This window comes from Pseudoalteromonas sp. CST2, from assembly GCF_028599385.1.
GTDB lineage: Bacteria > Pseudomonadota > Gammaproteobacteria > Enterobacterales > Alteromonadaceae > Pseudoalteromonas > Pseudoalteromonas atlantica.
In genome coordinates, this window is sequence record NZ_JAQREO010000011.1 from 1 (window position 1) to 16,896 (window position 16,896).

Here is a 16,896-nt window from a genome sequence, read left to right on the forward strand (position 1 = left end):
CACCGCCGTATACTTTTGCAAGTACGTTAGTGATTGCTGCAGTTAGTGTAGTTTTACCGTGGTCAACGTGGCCGATTGTACCAACGTTTACGTGCGGTTTTACGCGTTCAAACTTTTCTTTTGCCATCTTAAAAAATTCCTAATTAAGAAATTAAAGCCTGACTCACTATTGAGCCAGACAAGCTAAAATCATATAACAGCGCGAGCTGAAATTATTGTATCTGCAACATTTTTAGAGGCTTCAGCGTACTTCAAAAACTCCATAGAGTAAGAAGCACGGCCCTGTGTTGCAGATCGTAAAGCAGTTGCATAACCAAACATTTCAGAAAGAGGAACCTGAGCATTAACTTGCTTAAGTCCACCTATTGCATCTTCCATGCCTTCGATTATGCCGCGACGACGGTTTAAGTCGCCAACTACATCACCCATGTTTGAGTCAGGAGTGATTACTTCAACCTTCATCATTGGCTCTAAAAGTACAGGGTCAGCTTTAAGCGCCCCAGCTTTCATTGCCATTGAACCTGCAATTTTAAATGCCATTTCATTCGAGTCTACATCATGGAATGAACCATCATATAAAGTCGCTTTAACGCCAAGTAATGGGTAGCCTGCCAGTACACCTTGAGACATTTGCTCTTGGATACCTTTGTCTACCGCAGGGATAAATTCTTTTGGAACCGAACCACCTACAGTTTCGTTAACGAACTCATAAATTGGTGCTTCATCATCCGAAATATCCATCGGTTCAAGTTTAACCCAGACGTGACCATATTGACCACGACCACCTGATTGACGTACAAACTTCCCTTCAACTTCAACAGTTGAACGAATAGCTTCTCGGTATGCAACCTGCGGCTTACCAACGTTACATTCAACACTGAATTCACGTTTCATACGGTCGACAATGATATCAAGGTGAAGTTCACCCATACCAGAGATTATAGTCTGGCCTGATTCTTCGTCAGTTTGTACACGAAAAGACGGATCTTCTGCGGCTAGTTTACCTAGTGCAATACCCATCTTATCTTGGTCAGCGATTGTGCGAGGCTCAACCGCAACAGAGATAACTGGCTCTGGGAACTCCATACGCTCTAGCGTAATGATAGAGTTCGGATCACACAGTGTCTCACCTGTTGTTACGTCTTTAAGACCAATAGCTGCCGCAATATCGCCTGCGTGAACTTCTTTGATCTCTTCACGTGAGTTTGAATGCATCTGTACGATACGACCAAATCGCTCACGCTTACTTTTAACTGGGTTATAAACCGCGTCACCCTGTTTAACAGTACCAGAGTAAACACGGAAAAAGGTTAAAGTGCCAACAAACGGGTCTGTTGCAATTTTAAATGCAAGTGCAGCAAACGGCGCTTTATCATCAGCTGGACGTTCTTCCTCAGTTCCATTTTCTAGGATACCTTGGATTTGTTTCACTTGTGTTGGTGCAGGCATGTATTCAACAACGCCATCAAGCACAGCTTGAACGCCTTTGTTTTTAAATGCACTACCACACGTAATGGGAACAATTTCGTTCGCTAATGTGCGTTGACGTAAGGCAGATTTAATCTCTGCTTCACTTAACTCTTCACCTTCTAAGTACTTATCCATTAGTTCTTCAGAGGCTTCAGCTGCACTTTCAACTAAATGAGAGTGCCATTCTTGAGCGAGCTCTTGAAGTTCTGCCGGTATTGCCTCATAAGAGAAAGTCATACCCTGGTCCGCTTCGTTCCAGTTAATGGCTTTCATTTTTATCAGGTCAATAACACCTTTAAAGTCGTCTTCAGCGCCAATTGGCAACTGGATTGGAACAGGCGTTGCTCCAAGACGAGATTTCACCTGGTCAACAACCGTTAAGAAGTCAGCGCCGGTGCGATCCATTTTATTTACGAAGATCATTCTTGGAACTTCGTATTTGTTCGCTTGGCGCCAAACTGTCTCAGTTTGCGGCTGTACACCTGATGAAGCACAAAGAACAACTACCGCACCATCAAGTACGCGTAAAGAACGCTCTACTTCAATAGTGAAATCTACGTGTCCTGGAGTATCAATGATATTGATACGATGGTCGTCAAATTGCGCGTCCATCCCTTTCCAGAAACACGTTGTTGCAGCAGAAGTGATTGTGATACCACGCTCTTGTTCCTGCTCCATCCAATCCATAGTTGCGGCGCCATCATGTACTTCACCGATCTTATGAGAAAGACCTGTGTAGAACAGAACACGTTCTGTTGTGGTGGTTTTGCCTGCATCTACGTGAGCTACTATGCCGATATTACGGTAGCGCTCAAGTGGAGTTGTACGTGCCATATGATCCTCTTAAAGGTTAAGGACAGATTACCAACGGTAATGTGCGAATGCTTTATTCGCTTCAGCCATACGGTGAACGTCTTCACGTTTCTTAACCGCAGTGCCTTTGTTGTCAGCAGCGTCAACGATTTCTTGAGCTAAACGTAAGCCCATAGATTTTTCGCCACGCTTACGTGCAGCGTCTACTAACCAACGCATACCTAATGCGTTGCGACGTACTGGACGTACTTCAACTGGAACTTGATAAGTTGAACCACCAACACGGCGAGATTTAACCTCTACCTGTGGACGGATGTTATCAAGTGCAGATTCAAAGATTTCTAGGTGCGACTTGCCTGATTTCTCAGCAGCCACGTCTAGCGCACCATAAACAATTTTTTCAGCAGTAGATTTCTTGCCGTCTAACATTACGATGTTAACGAATTTAGCAAGAAGTTCCGATCCGAACTTAGGATCTGGAAGAATTTTACGTTGACCTATTACGCGTCTTCTAGGCATTTTGTATCTCCGGTTTATTCAGGTTTGTCCTTTTGGAACAATCACCCAAAACAATAATTAATAATATTTAGTGCTTGGCCTTACTAACGGAAAACAATTAGCCTTTAGGGCGTTTTGCACCGTATTTAGAACGAGCTTGACGACGGTCGCTAACGCCTGCACAGTCAAGTGCACCACGTACAGTGTGAAAACGCACACCTGGTAAATCTTTAACACGACCACCACGGATTAGGATTACACTGTGCTCTTGAAGGTTATGACCTTCACCACCGATGTATGATGTTACTTCGAAACCGTTAGTTAAACGTACACGAGCTACTTTACGTAACGCTGAGTTTGGTTTCTTAGGTGTAGTTGTATATACGCGAGTACATACACCACGCTTTTGCGGACACGCTTTAAGCGCAGCTGAGTTACTTTTAGTAACCTTGCTACGACGTGGCTTACGCACTAGCTGGTTAATAGTTGCCATTTAAATAGCTCCTGAAATTAAAATTACTACTGAAAAAAATAAAAAAATCCGCCCTTTTTACAAGCTTGTAACATACATGCAAGTAAATGGGTGGCGGAATTTTAATGAGCAAAGTTTAACCTGTCAACCTAAACTCATCGTAAGACAGTAGATAACTGTCTTACGATTTATTAATCTGTTGATTAATAAGAGTTTATTGATTTCCAGATAAATCTGCGTTCAGAGCATCTGTTAGTGCTTGAGTTGCCTCTTCTGCACTTACTGTTTGCTCTTCAACAACTTCACCCTGCTTGCGGCGAGCCATACGGTCTTGGTGATACGCAAAGCCAGTACCGGCTGGGATCAGACGACCCACAATTACGTTTTCTTTCAGACCACGAAGCTCATCGCTCTTACCATTCACTGCGGCATCTGTAAGAACACGTGTTGTTTCTTGGAAAGACGCTGCCGAGATGAAAGATTCGGTTGCTAGTGATGCTTTCGTGATACCCATAAGTTGTATTTCAAACTTCGCTGGGATTTTACCTTGTTTTTCAAGGTCACGATTAGCGATATTAACGCGAGCTACTTCAATTTGCTCACCCGCTAAGAACTCAGTATCACCGCCGTCAAGGATGGTACATTTACGTAGCATCTGACGAATAATTGTTTCAATGTGCTTATCATTGATCTTAACGCCCTGCAAACGGTAAACCTCTTGCACTTCGTTAACAATGTAGTTAGCAACATGAGTCACACCACGTAGGCGTAAGATGTCATGTGGTGATTCAGGGCCATCGGCGATAACTTCACCTTTAGACACTTGCTCACCTTCAAACACGTTAAGTTGACGCCACTTAGGAATCATCTCTTCGTAATGATCGCCTTCAGCTGGTGTAATAACTAAACGTTTCTTACCTTTAGTCTCTTTACCGAAGCTAATAGTACCTGTGATTTCAGCTAAGATAGCTGGATCTTTTGGCTTACGTGCTTCAAATAAGTCGGCTACGCGTGGTAGACCACCCGTGATATCACGAGTTTTCGAACCTTCTTGCGGAATACGTGCAAGTACGTCACCTGGGTTTGCTGTAACGCCATCTGTCACTTCAATCGTAGTGAATGAAGGAAGACGTGTTTCTTGCAAGCCGCGCTCTTCACTTTCGATGATAAGCTTAGGCTCTTTCGCATTTACTTTAGCAAGGTCTTTAACAACTACACGGGTTAAGCCGGTTAGTTCATCAGTTTGTGCTTCAGTATTTGAGTCATCAATATCGCTGAACGAGATTTTTGACTTATGCTCAAGAACGATTGGGTGACTATGCGGGTCCCAAGTAGCAACGATGTCGTTACCTTGAACTTCTGCATTGTCTTGTACTGTTAGTACCGCACCGTAAGGTACTTTATAACGCTCTTTTTCACGACCGAAGCTATCAATGATAGTGATTTCAGTTGAACGTGAAGTAATTACAATCTTACCGTCGGTATTAAGTACATACTTAGCGTTATGTAGTTTTAACGTACCGTCAGTTTTAACTTGTACATTGTTTTCAGCTGATGCTCTTGATGCCGCACCACCGATGTGGAATGTACGCATCGTAAGCTGTGTACCCGGCTCACCGATTGATTGTGCCGCGATAACACCTACTGATTCACCCGCGTTGATGATATGACCACGTGCAAGGTCACGACCATAACACTTAGCACATACACCAAAGTCGTTATCACACGTGATAACAGAACGTACGCGAACTTCATCTACTGAGTGCTCTTCTAAAAGGTCACACAGTTTTTCATCAAGCATGATATTACGTTCTACTAATACAGTGTCTGTATTAGGGATAACCACAGGCTCAGCTACAACACGACCTAGTACACGTTCGCGAAGTGCTTCTACAACGTCACCACCTTCAATAAGCGGTTTCATTGTTAAGCCATCTTCTGTGCCACAGTCGTCTTCATTGATTACCAAATCTTGTGCAACGTCTACTAGACGACGCGTTAGGTAACCTGAGTTAGCTGTTTTAAGTGCTGTATCGGCAAGACCTTTACGCGCACCGTGCGTTGAGATGAAGTACTGTAGTACGTTTAGACCTTCACGGAAGTTAGCCGTGATTGGCGTCTCGATGATTGAACCATCTGGACGTGCCATTAGACCACGCATACCTGCTAGCTGACGGATCTGAGCGGCACTACCACGAGCACCTGAGTCGGCCATCATAAACACTGAGTTAAATGACGGTTGCTCTTCTTCTTCACCTTTCGCATTGATAACCGTGTCTTTAGACAAGTTGGCCATCATTTCACGTGATAAGTTTTCATTTACACGTGACCAGATATCGATAACTTTATTGTACTTTTCACCAGCCGTTACAAGACCTGATTGGAATTGTTGGTTGATTTCAGTTACTTCAGCTTCAGCTGATTCAATGATTGATGCTTTAACTGGTGGGATAACTAAGTCATCGATACCAATTGAAACACCTGACTTCATTGCGTAGTGGAAACCGGTGTACATAACTTGGTCAGCAAACACAACAGTGTCTTTAAGACCTAGACGACGGTAACACTCGTTTAATAAGCCAGAAATCTGCTTTTTACCTAATGCTTGGTTGATTGACTCAAACGGCATGCCTTTAGGTAAAATTAGAGACAGAATTGCACGACCAACAGTAGTGTCGATAAGCGTTACAGTGTCTTCAACAACACCTGCTTCGTTAGTGATTGACTGACTAATACGCACTTTAACGCGCGCGTGAAGTTCTGCGTTACCACTACGGTATGCTTTTTCTGCTTCTTTAGGATCTTTAAATACAATGCCTTCGCCTTTCGCATTAATGCGATCGCGCGTCATGTAGTAAAGACCTAATACAACATCCTGTGAAGGAACGATGATTGGCTCACCATTCGCTGGAGATAGAATGTTGTTAGTAGACATCATTAGTGCACGAGCTTCTAACTGAGCTTCAAGCGTTAACGGTACGTGTACCGCCATTTGGTCACCATCGAAGTCGGCGTTGTAAGCCGCACATACTAATGGGTGTAAATGGATTGCTTTACCTTCAATTAGTACAGGTTCGAACGCTTGGATACCTAAACGGTGAAGTGTAGGTGCACGGTTAAGTAATACTGGATGTTCACGAATTACTTCGTCTAGTACATCCCATACTTCCGCTACTTCGCGCTCTACCATTTTCTTAGCAGCTTTGATTGTCGTAGCCATGCCGCGACGCTCTAATTTGCCATAGATGAATGGTTTGAATAGCTCAAGTGCCATCTTCTTAGGAAGACCACATTGGTGAAGCTTAAGTGTAGGACCAACCGTGATTACAGAACGGCCAGAGTAATCTACACGCTTACCAAGTAAGTTCTGACGGAAACGACCTTGCTTACCCTTGATCATATCAGCAAGAGATTTAAGCGGACGCTTGTTAGAACCTGTAATTGCACGACCACGACGACCGTTATCAAGTAGCGCATCTACCGCTTCTTGTAACATACGTTTTTCGTTGCGTACGATAATATCTGGTGCAGCTAAATCTAATAGACGCTTAAGACGGTTATTACGGTTAATAACACGACGGTAAAGGTCGTTTAGATCAGATGTCGCAAAACGACCACCGTCTAGCGGTACTAATGGACGTAAGTCAGGTGGCAATACTGGAAGTACTGTCATGATCATCCACTCAGGGTTATTGCCTGATTGGTGGAACGATTCCATTAACTTAAGACGCTTAGTGATCTTTTTACGCTTCGTTTCAGAGTTAATTGTTGGTAACTCTTCACGCATTTCTGCAATTAATTGGCCAAGATCAAGTTCACGAAGCAAGTCTAATACTGCTTCTGCACCCATCTTAGCTTCAAACTCATCACCGTGCTCTTCAAGTGCATCTAGGTATTCTTCTTCACCTAATAGTTGACCACGCTCAAGCGTTGTCATACCAGGCTCAGTTACTACGAATGATTCGAAGTAAAGAACACGTTCAATATCACGAAGTGTCATATCAAGCATTAAGCCAATACGAGACGGTAATGATTTTAAAAACCATATATGTGCTACTGGGCTCGCAAGATCGATATGACCCATACGATCACGACGCACTTTTGTAAGTGTAACTTCAACGCCACACTTCTCACAGATCACACCACGGTGTTTAAGGCGTTTATATTTACCACATAAACACTCATAATCTTTCACTGGGCCGAAAATACGGGCACAGAATAAGCCATCGCGCTCAGGCTTGAAAGTACGGTAGTTAATAGTCTCAGGTTTCTTTACTTCACCGTATGACCATGAACGAACCATGTCTGGTGAAGCAAGACCAATGCGAATTGCATCGAATTCTTCGGTCTTATTTTGTTGCTTCAGAAACTTAAGTAAGTCTTTCACCTTAGCTCTCCTGTCGGAGTTAATCTTGAGGGCGGATAATCTCGCCCCTACATTCTATTCAGCCGTAACAGATGCTGCAGGATTAACTGCAGCATCTAATTGGCTTAATTTTCTTCCAACTCGATGTTGATACCCAGTGAGCGGATTTCTTTCAACAATACGTTGAACGATTCTGGCATACCTGGTTCCATTTTATGGTTACCATCAACGATGTTTTTATACATCTTAGTACGACCGTTCACGTCATCCGATTTCACTGTTAGCATTTCTTGTAGAGTGTAAGCAGCACCGTAAGCTTCAAGTGCCCATACTTCCATCTCACCAAAACGCTGGCCACCGAACTGTGCTTTACCACCCAGCGGCTGCTGAGTAACAAGGCTGTAAGAACCAGTAGAACGTGCGTGCATCTTATCGTCAACCAAGTGGTTAAGTTTAAGCATGTACATGTAACCAACAGTTACTTGACGTTCAAACTGATCGCCAGTACGGCCATCATAGAGTGTAACCTGACCACTTCTTGGGTATCCACCAAGCTCTAGCATGTCTTTGATTTCGTCTTCTTTAGCGCCATCAAATGCAGGAGTAGCGATTGGTAAACCACCTTTTAAGTTATCAGCTAAACGACGAATTTCATCATCAGAGAAGCTAGCAATATCTACTTCTTGACGAGATTCACCGATTTCGTAAGCTTGCTTGATGAATTCACGTAGCTCATGAAGCTCACGTTGTTCTTTCATCATTTCCTCTAAGCGCTCACCAATACCACGTGCAGCTAGACCCATATGTGTTTCAAGGATCTGACCGATGTTCATTCGTGATGGTACACCTAGTGGATTTAGTACGATATCTACCGTACGACCTTTGTCATCGTATGGCATATCTTCTACTGGTACGATAGTCGAGATAACACCTTTGTTACCGTGACGACCCGCCATTTTATCACCCGGTTGGATACGACGTTTAACAGCTAGGTATACTTTAACAATCTTAAGTACGCCAGGTGCTAAGTCATCACCTTGAGTGATTTTACGACGTTTGTTTTCAAACTTCTTATCGTATTCAGCTTTAAGCTCATCGTACTGGGCAGCTAATTGCTCAAGTTCAGCTTGCTTGTCTTCTTGTGCAAGGCTTTGAGTAAGTAGCTTTTCAGCATTTAGTGACGCTAAGTTGTCTTCATCGAAGCCTGCTGCAGCAAGTAGCTTGCGAGCACGGTCTAATACACCAGCTTCTAGAATACGGAACTCTTCGTTGAAGTCTTTCTTCGCTTCGCGAAGCTGCATGTCTTCAACTTCTAACGCACGCTTATCTTTTTCAACGCCATCACGGGTGAAAACTTGTACGTCAATTACAGTACCAGTTACAGAGTTTGGTACACGTAAAGAGCTGTCTTTAACGTCAGACGCTTTTTCGCCGAAGATAGCACGCAGTAGCTTCTCTTCAGGTGTTAATTGCGTCTCGCCTTTCGGAGTCACTTTACCTACTAGGATATCGCCGCCTTTAACTTCAGCACCAATATAAACAACGCCTGATTCATCAAGCTTGCCTAGCGCAGACTCACCCACATTCGGGATATCTGCAGTGATCTCTTCAGGACCTAATTTAGTATCACGGGCAACACACTGTAGTTCTTGAATGTGGATAGTCGTTAGACGATCTTCTTCAACTACGCGCTCTGATAGTAAGATTGAATCCTCGAAGTTATAACCGTTCCATGGCATGAATGCCACGCGAAGATTTTGACCAAGGGCTAAGTCACCTAAGTCAGTCGAAGGACCATCTGCTAACACGTCACCGCGAGTAACCGGTTCACCAACCATGCACGTTGGTTTTTGGTTAATACATGTATTTTGGTTAGAACGTGTGTATTTAGTAAGGTTGTAAATGTCGATGCCCGCTTCACCAGGAATACGCTCATCGTCATGTACGTTTACAACGATGCGGCTAGCATCGGCGTACATTACTTCACCACCACGTTTAGCAACAATCGTTACACCAGAATCTTTCGCTAGTGTTAACTCAATACCTGTACCTACTAACGGCTTATCCGCTTTCAATGTTGGTACTGCTTGACGTTGCATGTTTGAACCCATCAATGCACGGTTAGCATCATCGTGTTCTAGGAACGGGATAAGTGCTGCCGCTACAGAGATCACCTGTTGTGGTGATACATCCATATATTGCTGGTCCATGCGACCCATAAAGGTAGATTCACCTTTGTGACGACACGGAATAAGTTCATCAACAAACTCATTGGTTTCGGTTAAGTTTGAGTTCGCCTGTGCGATAACAAACTGACCTTCTTCAATGGCTGATAAATAATCAACTTCATCAGTTACTACACCATCTACCACTTTACGGTAAGGTGTTTCTAAGAAACCGTAATCATTTGTACGTGCGTACGTAGATAACGAGTTAATTAGACCGATGTTTGGACCCTCAGGAGTCTCGATTGGACATACGCGACCATAGTGAGTTACGTGAACGTCACGTACTTCAAAGCCAGCGCGCTCACGCGTTAGACCGCCCGGACCTAATGCAGAAATACGACGCTTATGCGTTACTTCTGATAGCGGGTTATTTTGGTCCATAAACTGTGATAACTGAGACGAGCCGAAGAACTCTTTAACCGCTGCCGAAATAGGCTTAGCGTTAATAAGATCTTGTGGCATTATCGCGTCAAGGTCACCTAAGCTTAAACGCTCACGTACAGCACGTTCTACACGTACTAGACCAACACGGAATTGGTTCTCAGCCATTTCGCCAACACTACGTATACGACGGTTGCCTAAGTGGTCAATATCATCAACATCGCCTTGACCGTTACGAATAGCAATTAATACTTTCATAACAGACACGATGTCTTCTTTGCTTAATGTGCCAGGGCCTGTGTCTGTATCGTAACCAACACGGCTATTGAACTTCATACGACCTACAGTAGATAAGTCATAACGTTCTTCAGAGAAGAATAAGTTCTCGAATAAGGCTTCAGCCGCGTCTTTCGTCGGTGGCTCGCCTGGGCGCATCATGCGGTAAATTTCTACTAATGCTTCTAAACGGTTGCTAGACGAGTCAATATTTAATGTATTTGACATGTAAGCGCCGCTGTCCACTTCATTGATGTATAACGTCTCAATTTTAGTGTGACCTGCTTTAACCAATTCAGCCATCAACTCTAGTGATAGCTCGTCATTAGCGTTTGCAATAACTTCACCTGTTGACTCATCAACATAGTTTTTAGCTACAATACGGCCAATGATGTACTCATGTGGTACTTCTAATTGATTAATGCCTTTTTTCTCGATGCTCTTGATGTGGCGAGCCGTAATACGACGACCGCTTTCAACAAGTACTTCACCGTCTTCGCCTTTGATATCAAAAGCGGCAGTTTCACCACGTAAACGTGAAGGCACAAGTTCCATAAGAACTTTACCGTCAGTTACTTCAAACGCGGTAGTATCGAAGAACATATCTAAGATTTCTTCGCTAGAGTACTCAAGTGCACGTAAAATAATAGACGCCGGTAATTTACGACGACGGTCTATACGTACATATAAGTTATCTTTTGCATCAAATTCGAAGTCTAACCATGAACCACGGTAAGGTATAACGCGTGCGTTATATAATACTTTACCCGATGAATGGGTTTTACCGCGGTCGTTATCAAAGAATACACCAGGGCTACGGTGTAGCTGAGAAACGATAACACGCTCTGTACCATTGATTACAAAAGTACCGGTATCAGTCATGAGCGGAATTTCGCCCATGTAAACTTCTTGCTCTTTAATGTCTTTAACTGTGCCTGGAGCTTCTTTGTCCATAACTACAAGACGCAGTTTCACGCGAAGTGGAGCAGAATAAGTCACACCGCGAATTTGACATTCTTTTACATCGAATACTGGCTCACCAATACGATAACTTACGTATTGAAGCTCAGAATTTCCCGAGTAGCTTTTAATAGGGAACACAGAACGGAAGGCTGCTTCCAAACCATGATCGCCATCAGCGTCTGGGACTAAGAATTTTTTAAACGATTCTAACTGTGTCGACAGTAAGAAAGGTATATCCAAAACTTGTGGACGTTTACCAAAATCCTTACGGATACGTTTCTTTTCAGAATAAGAGTAAGCCATGGGGTTCCTCAGCTTGCTGATCTTTGACCCGACCTGTTCTTGTAAGAACAGACTTAACTGGCATCTATGCCAAGATTTACAACATTTAATTGTTGTTCTAATTAACTCCGCCTTAGCAACACTAGCAAACTATAAAGCGTTGAAAGTAAAGAGAAAATCAGATTTCATTTGAGCTATAGGAATACATAACTCTATAGCGCAAAAAGGCCGGTGATTAAATAATCACCAGCCCTTGCCTGATTACTCAGGCAGCGAACCTAGCGTGAGCTAGATTACTTAACCTCAACTTCAGCACCAGCTTCAGTAAGGTCTTTTTGAAGTGCTTCAGCTTCTTCTTTAGATACACCTTCTTTGATAGGTGCAGGAGCAGCTTCAACAAGAGCTTTCGCTTCTTTAAGGCCTAGGCCTGTTGCGCTACGTACAGCTTTGATTGCCGCAACCTTGTTAGCGCCAGCGCCAGTAAGGATTACGTCAAATTCAGTTTTCTCTTCAGCAGCTTCAGCAGCAGGACCTGCTACCATAGCAGCTGCAGCAGTTACGCCGAATTTTTCTTCCATTGCTTCAACAAGAGCAACAACGTCCATTACTGACATTTCAGCAATTGCGTCAAGGATTTGGTCTTTAGTTACAGACATTACAAATTTCCTAATAATTAACGGACTCTAGGTCCAAATAAATTTACACCGAAAGAGAGGTTAAACAGCTTAAAATTAAGCAGCTTGCTCTTCTTTCTGTACACGTACTGCTTCAATTGTTTTACACAATTTGCCAGCAGACGCTTCTTTCATAGCGCTCATTAAGCGTGCAACAGCTTCATCGTATGTAGGTAATGTAGCAAGCATTGCTGCATCTACAACATTTCCTTCAAAAGCGGCCGTTTTAACTTCGAATTTCTCATTCTTTTTCGCGAAATCTGCGAAGATACGCGCAGCAGCACCAGGGTGCTCTGATGAGAAAGCGATTAAGCTTGGACCAACTAACGAATCAGATAGACATTCAAATTCAGTACCTTCAACAGCACGTTTTGCTAGAGTGTTACGAACAACTTTCATCCATACACCAGCTTCACGAGCTTCTTTACGAAGGGCTGTAATTGCGCCTACTGCTACACCACGAGAATCTGCAACAACTGCAGAAAGAGCACCATTGGCTGCTTCGTTGACTTCAGCAACAATTGCTTTTTTGCCTTGAAGATTTAAAGCCATGGGTGTTACTCCTGGTTTAATGGGTCACCGACACTCGGCTTCCCTGTTTTACTCTTCCCTATCAACAAACTTGATAGAGATGCTTTTTACGGCGAGAGCCAGAAGAGATTAGGAAAAATCTATCTGGGGATTCACACCGTCTACGTAGGTAATATTAAGGCCGAAGCCGCCTACGGTCTTGGACGGAAGCCCAATTTATCGCATCACTCAAGAGCTTAGCGAAATTATGGACTTCAACCCGAATTCTTTACTTGTTAAATAATAAATTATTCAACAAAATGGCGCAAAATTATAGTACAAATTTCACGCCATGTAAACACCTATTAAGCTACAGAAGTGCTTAAAGTGTTTTGGTCAACAGCAACACCTGCGCCCATTGTTGTAGAGATGGTTACTTTCTTAACGTAAACACCTTTAGCTTGAGAAGGTTTAGCCTTCTTAAGCGCAACGATTAGAGCTTCAAGGTTTTGTTGAAGTTGCTCAGCAGTGAAATCAACCTTACCGATAGTAGTATGGATGATACCATTTTTGTCATTACGGTAACGTACTTGACCTGCTTTCGCATTTTTAACTGCTTCTGCAACGTTAGGCGTTACAGTACCAGTTTTAGGGTTAGGCATAAGACCACGTGGACCTAAGATTTGACCTAGTTGACCAACAACACGCATAGCGTCTGGTGATGCAACAACAACGTCAAAATCCATCTCGCCTTTCTTAACTAGTTCAGCAAGATCTTCCATGCCTACTAATTCAGCACCGGCTTCTTTTGCAGCTTCTGCATTAGCGCCTTGAGTGAATACAGCAACACGAACATCACGGCCAGTACCGTTAGGTAGTACAGTTGCACCACGAACGTTCTGGTCAGATTTACGAGCGTCAATACCAAGGTTAACAGCAACGTCAACACTTTCTACGAATTTAGCTGTCGCTAACTCTTTTAAAAGCGCAACTGCTTCATTGATTTCGTAATCTTTAGTTACTTCCACTTTTTCGCGGATAGTACGCATACGTTTAGTTAATTTAGCCATTTCTTAGTCCTCTACGTTCAAGCCCATCGCACGCGCAGAACCTGCGATAGTGCGAACCGCAGCGTCCATATCAGCCGCTGTAAGGTCAGCTCGTTTTGTCTCAACGATCTCTTCAAGTTGAGCACGAGTTACTGTGCCTACTTTTTCAGTGTTAGGACGGCCTGAGCCTGATTTGATACCAGCAGCTTTCTTAAGTAAGTAAGCAGCAGGTGGCGTTTTCATATCGAACGTAAATGAACGGTCACCGTAAACAGAGATCACTACAGGAACTGGAGCGCCTTTTTCGATAGACTCTGTACGCGCGTTAAACGCTTTACAGAATTCCATGATGTTTACACCGTGTTGACCTAGTGCAGGACCTACTGGAGGACTAGGATTAGCCATACCAGCGGCAACTTGTAGCTTGATTAAAGCTTCAACTTTTTTAGCCATTATAAATACCTCATTTGGTGGGTCTTAGCCTTGTGCGCGCGAGGACGCGTACTCTAACGGCTTCCCAGTTTAAAAATTGGTTTCGTACTTTTTGCGAGCAAAAATAAATTTTTGCCTTAATACAAAAAGGCCGCTGATTATAAGTTAATCAGCGGCCTTTTTCAAGCTTCGTGCCAAAATTTAAGTAAATAATGGCGAAGCTTTTTTAATCAATTACTTATCTTGTTCAACTTGACCAAATTCAAGTTCAACCGGTGTAGAACGACCAAAAATAAGTACCGACACTTTCACGCGGCTCTTTTCGTAGTCAACTTCTTCAACAACACCGCTAAAGTCAGCAAATGGACCATCAGTAACACGAACAACTTCACCTGGCTCAAATAATGTAGCTGGTTTAGGTGCTTCAGCGTTTTCTTGAAGACGGTTAAGAATGCGTTCTGCTTCTTTAGAACTAATAGGCGCTGGGCGGTCAGAAGTACCACCAATAAAGCCCATTACACGTTCAGTGCTGTTCACTAAGTGCCAGCTTGCATCGTTCATGTCCATTTGTACTAGTACGTAACCTGGGAAGAATTTACGCTCAGATTTACGCTTTTGACCGGCGCGCATCTCAACAACTTCTTCTGTTGGTACTAATATTTCACCAAAGCTCTCTTCAAGACCTTCAATTTTAATGTGCTCTGATAACGTTTGCGCTACACGCTTTTCGTAACCAGAGAATGCTTGTACAACGTACCAGCGTAATTTAATTTCTTTGTTCTCATCCGACATGGGATCAGATCTCCAATCCAGTTAAAAAGCCTACAGCGCGGAATAAAATGCCATCTAATCCCCAAAGGATAAGCGCCATAATCACTGTTGCAACCATTACGATTAATGTCGTGTGGGTAGTTTCTTGGCGCGTTGGCCAAACAACTTTACGTACTTCAATGCGTGCTTCTTTAGCAAATGCTAAAAAGTCACGGCCTTTAGCGGTTTGCGAGGCAATACCTAAACCTGCTGCTATAGCAACCACAACGCCAATTGCACGTAGTAATACAGACTGATCTGCAAACATGTGATTACCAACAACTGCGCCTGCAAGTAGCGCGATTGCTACTAACCACTTTACCGACTCCATCGCACTTGATGGTGTTTCTACATTCGTGCTCATAATATTATTACCTTAACTACAGACACAACAACCCTACACAACGGCAGGGTTAATCCATTAAAATCTAAACTTAAAAACAGACTTATTTAAACCGATTTTTAACCCCAGACTTACTCAACTTATGAGTAAAAATGGCAGGGGCGGAGAGATTCGAACTCCCAACCGTCGGTTTTGGAGACCGCTGTTCTACCAATTGGAACTACGCCCCTGCAAAGTGGATGCCTATTATACTTACGCAAATCATTAACACAAGCCTAAAAGATACCCACATAGGAAAATCTAATTAATTAATTCCATTATTGTTTCGCCTGCCAATCATTTACTCTCTTATATAAAGGCGTAGTGCTTAATTTAATGGTTATTTTTCTAATACTTTATATACATCACTTAGTAAGCTTGATGCGCCAAACCTAAATGTAGCGGCTTGTAAGTAGTCATCGCCCATAATTGAGCGTGTCAGTGCTAAATACTCCTTTGCATCAGTAACGGTTTTAACTCCGCCTGCGGCTTTAAAACCAACAACCTTACCCGATTGTTTAATAGTGCTGAGCATCACGTTTGTTGCGTCAATCGTTGCATTTACAGCCACTTTACCTGTGCTGGTTTTTACAAAATCAGCCCCGCCTTGAATAGCTAAGTTTGTCGCTTTAGTGATTAGCTCTGCAGTTTTAAGTTCGCCACTTTCTATAATTACTTTTAATTGCGCTTTTGTACCACAGGCTTTTTTACTTTGAGTTACATACTCCAGCACTTTGCTGTGCTCGCCAGCAATAAGTGCTTTATACGGGATCACTAAATCTATTTCATCCGCGCCGCGCTCAATTGCTATCAGTGTTTCGTTTATCACATCGCTCAGTGGCGCATCACCACTAGGAAAATTTGTAACCGTTGCTACTTTTACATGGTTAAGCTCACACGCAGCCAGTGCTATTTTTGCATCATCTACAAAATCACTGTAAACGCATACTGCAGCAGGCGTGCCCAACTTAGGGTTAATACTATTTACAAGCTGCTGAATATCACTGGCCGTGTCTGAGGTGTTTAGGCTTGTTAAATCCATAAGCGACACAGCTAAGTGTGCATCGTTGTGTTGTTCAGTCATACGTAATCCCTTTAAGTAGGCGATAAATTAGGTTTAGCGTCATAGTAACAAATTAACGTAATCTCGCTATAGCTCATAACCAAACACTATAAGCACATTATTTTGCGTGTAATGCGCGTTAATCCCCTATAGATTAAGGCTTAAACCTAAAACAACCACCCATTATAACTTTTGGTTATATAAACTTGGTTTTAATTATTTTTTAC

Annotated in this window: 13 protein-coding genes and 1 tRNA gene; all 14 read right to left on the reverse strand. The window is 43.0% G+C overall.

Annotation, left to right across the window (positions count from 1 at the left end; genetic code table 11):
* Nucleotides 1–127 (reverse strand): GTP-binding protein (locus PSH41_RS13970; RefSeq protein WP_033023824.1); only part of this gene is annotated, 127 nt, incomplete at its 3' end.
* A gap of 62 nt (nt 128–189) precedes the next feature.
* Complete coding sequence (fusA, locus tag PSH41_RS13975; protein ID WP_054983403.1) at nt 190–2,304, reverse strand: elongation factor G; 2,115 nt, start codon at nt 2,302–2,304, stop codon at nt 190–192.
* 27 nt (nt 2,305–2,331) lie between these two features.
* Nucleotides 2,332–2,802: a 30S ribosomal protein S7 gene (gene rpsG, locus PSH41_RS13980; RefSeq protein WP_004588211.1), complete on the reverse strand. Its 471-nt coding sequence runs from the start codon at nt 2,800–2,802 to the stop codon at nt 2,332–2,334.
* 97 nt (nt 2,803–2,899) lie between these two features.
* Nucleotides 2,900–3,274, reverse strand: a complete 375-nt coding sequence (rpsL, locus tag PSH41_RS13985; protein WP_002958885.1) for a 30S ribosomal protein S12 — start codon at nt 3,272–3,274, stop codon at nt 2,900–2,902.
* A 193-nt stretch (nt 3,275–3,467) separates the two neighbouring features.
* Nucleotides 3,468–7,640: a DNA-directed RNA polymerase subunit beta' gene (rpoC, locus tag PSH41_RS13990; RefSeq protein ID WP_004588210.1), complete on the reverse strand. Its 4,173-nt coding sequence runs from the start codon at nt 7,638–7,640 to the stop codon at nt 3,468–3,470.
* Nucleotides 7,641–7,744: 104 nt separating this feature from the next.
* A complete protein-coding gene (rpoB, locus tag PSH41_RS13995; RefSeq protein ID WP_004588209.1) occupies nt 7,745–11,770 on the reverse strand; it encodes a DNA-directed RNA polymerase subunit beta in 4,026 nt (1,341 codons plus the stop codon).
* A 272-nt stretch (nt 11,771–12,042) separates the two neighbouring features.
* On the reverse strand, nt 12,043–12,405 hold the full coding sequence (gene rplL, locus PSH41_RS14000; protein WP_004588208.1) for a 50S ribosomal protein L7/L12: 363 nt from the start codon (nt 12,403–12,405) through the stop codon (nt 12,043–12,045).
* A 75-nt stretch (nt 12,406–12,480) separates the two neighbouring features.
* On the reverse strand, nt 12,481–12,975 hold the full coding sequence (gene rplJ, locus PSH41_RS14005) for a 50S ribosomal protein L10 (protein WP_024032046.1): 495 nt from the start codon (nt 12,973–12,975) through the stop codon (nt 12,481–12,483).
* A gap of 323 nt (nt 12,976–13,298) precedes the next feature.
* Nucleotides 13,299–14,003 (reverse strand): 50S ribosomal protein L1, encoded by a 705-nt coding sequence (gene rplA, locus PSH41_RS14010; RefSeq protein ID WP_004588206.1) that lies wholly within the window; start codon nt 14,001–14,003, stop codon nt 13,299–13,301.
* A 3-nt stretch (nt 14,004–14,006) separates the two neighbouring features.
* Nucleotides 14,007–14,435, reverse strand: coding sequence for a 50S ribosomal protein L11 (gene rplK / locus PSH41_RS14015; protein ID WP_004588205.1), 429 nt, complete (start codon nt 14,433–14,435; stop codon nt 14,007–14,009).
* Nucleotides 14,436–14,648: 213 nt separating this feature from the next.
* Nucleotides 14,649–15,206, reverse strand: coding sequence for a transcription termination/antitermination protein NusG (nusG, locus tag PSH41_RS14020; protein ID WP_024032045.1), 558 nt, complete (start codon nt 15,204–15,206; stop codon nt 14,649–14,651).
* A 4-nt stretch (nt 15,207–15,210) separates the two neighbouring features.
* Nucleotides 15,211–15,588 carry a preprotein translocase subunit SecE gene (gene secE, locus PSH41_RS14025; protein ID WP_004588203.1) on the reverse strand — a complete coding sequence of 126 codons (378 nt, stop codon included), beginning with the start codon at nt 15,586–15,588 and terminating at the stop codon, nt 15,211–15,213.
* Nucleotides 15,589–15,720: 132 nt separating this feature from the next.
* Nucleotides 15,721–15,797, reverse strand: a tRNA-Trp gene (locus PSH41_RS14030).
* A 149-nt stretch (nt 15,798–15,946) separates the two neighbouring features.
* Nucleotides 15,947–16,690, reverse strand: coding sequence for a deoxyribose-phosphate aldolase (gene deoC, locus PSH41_RS14035; protein ID WP_273589370.1), 744 nt, complete (start codon nt 16,688–16,690; stop codon nt 15,947–15,949).
* Between the last annotated feature and the right edge of the window lie 206 nt (nt 16,691–16,896).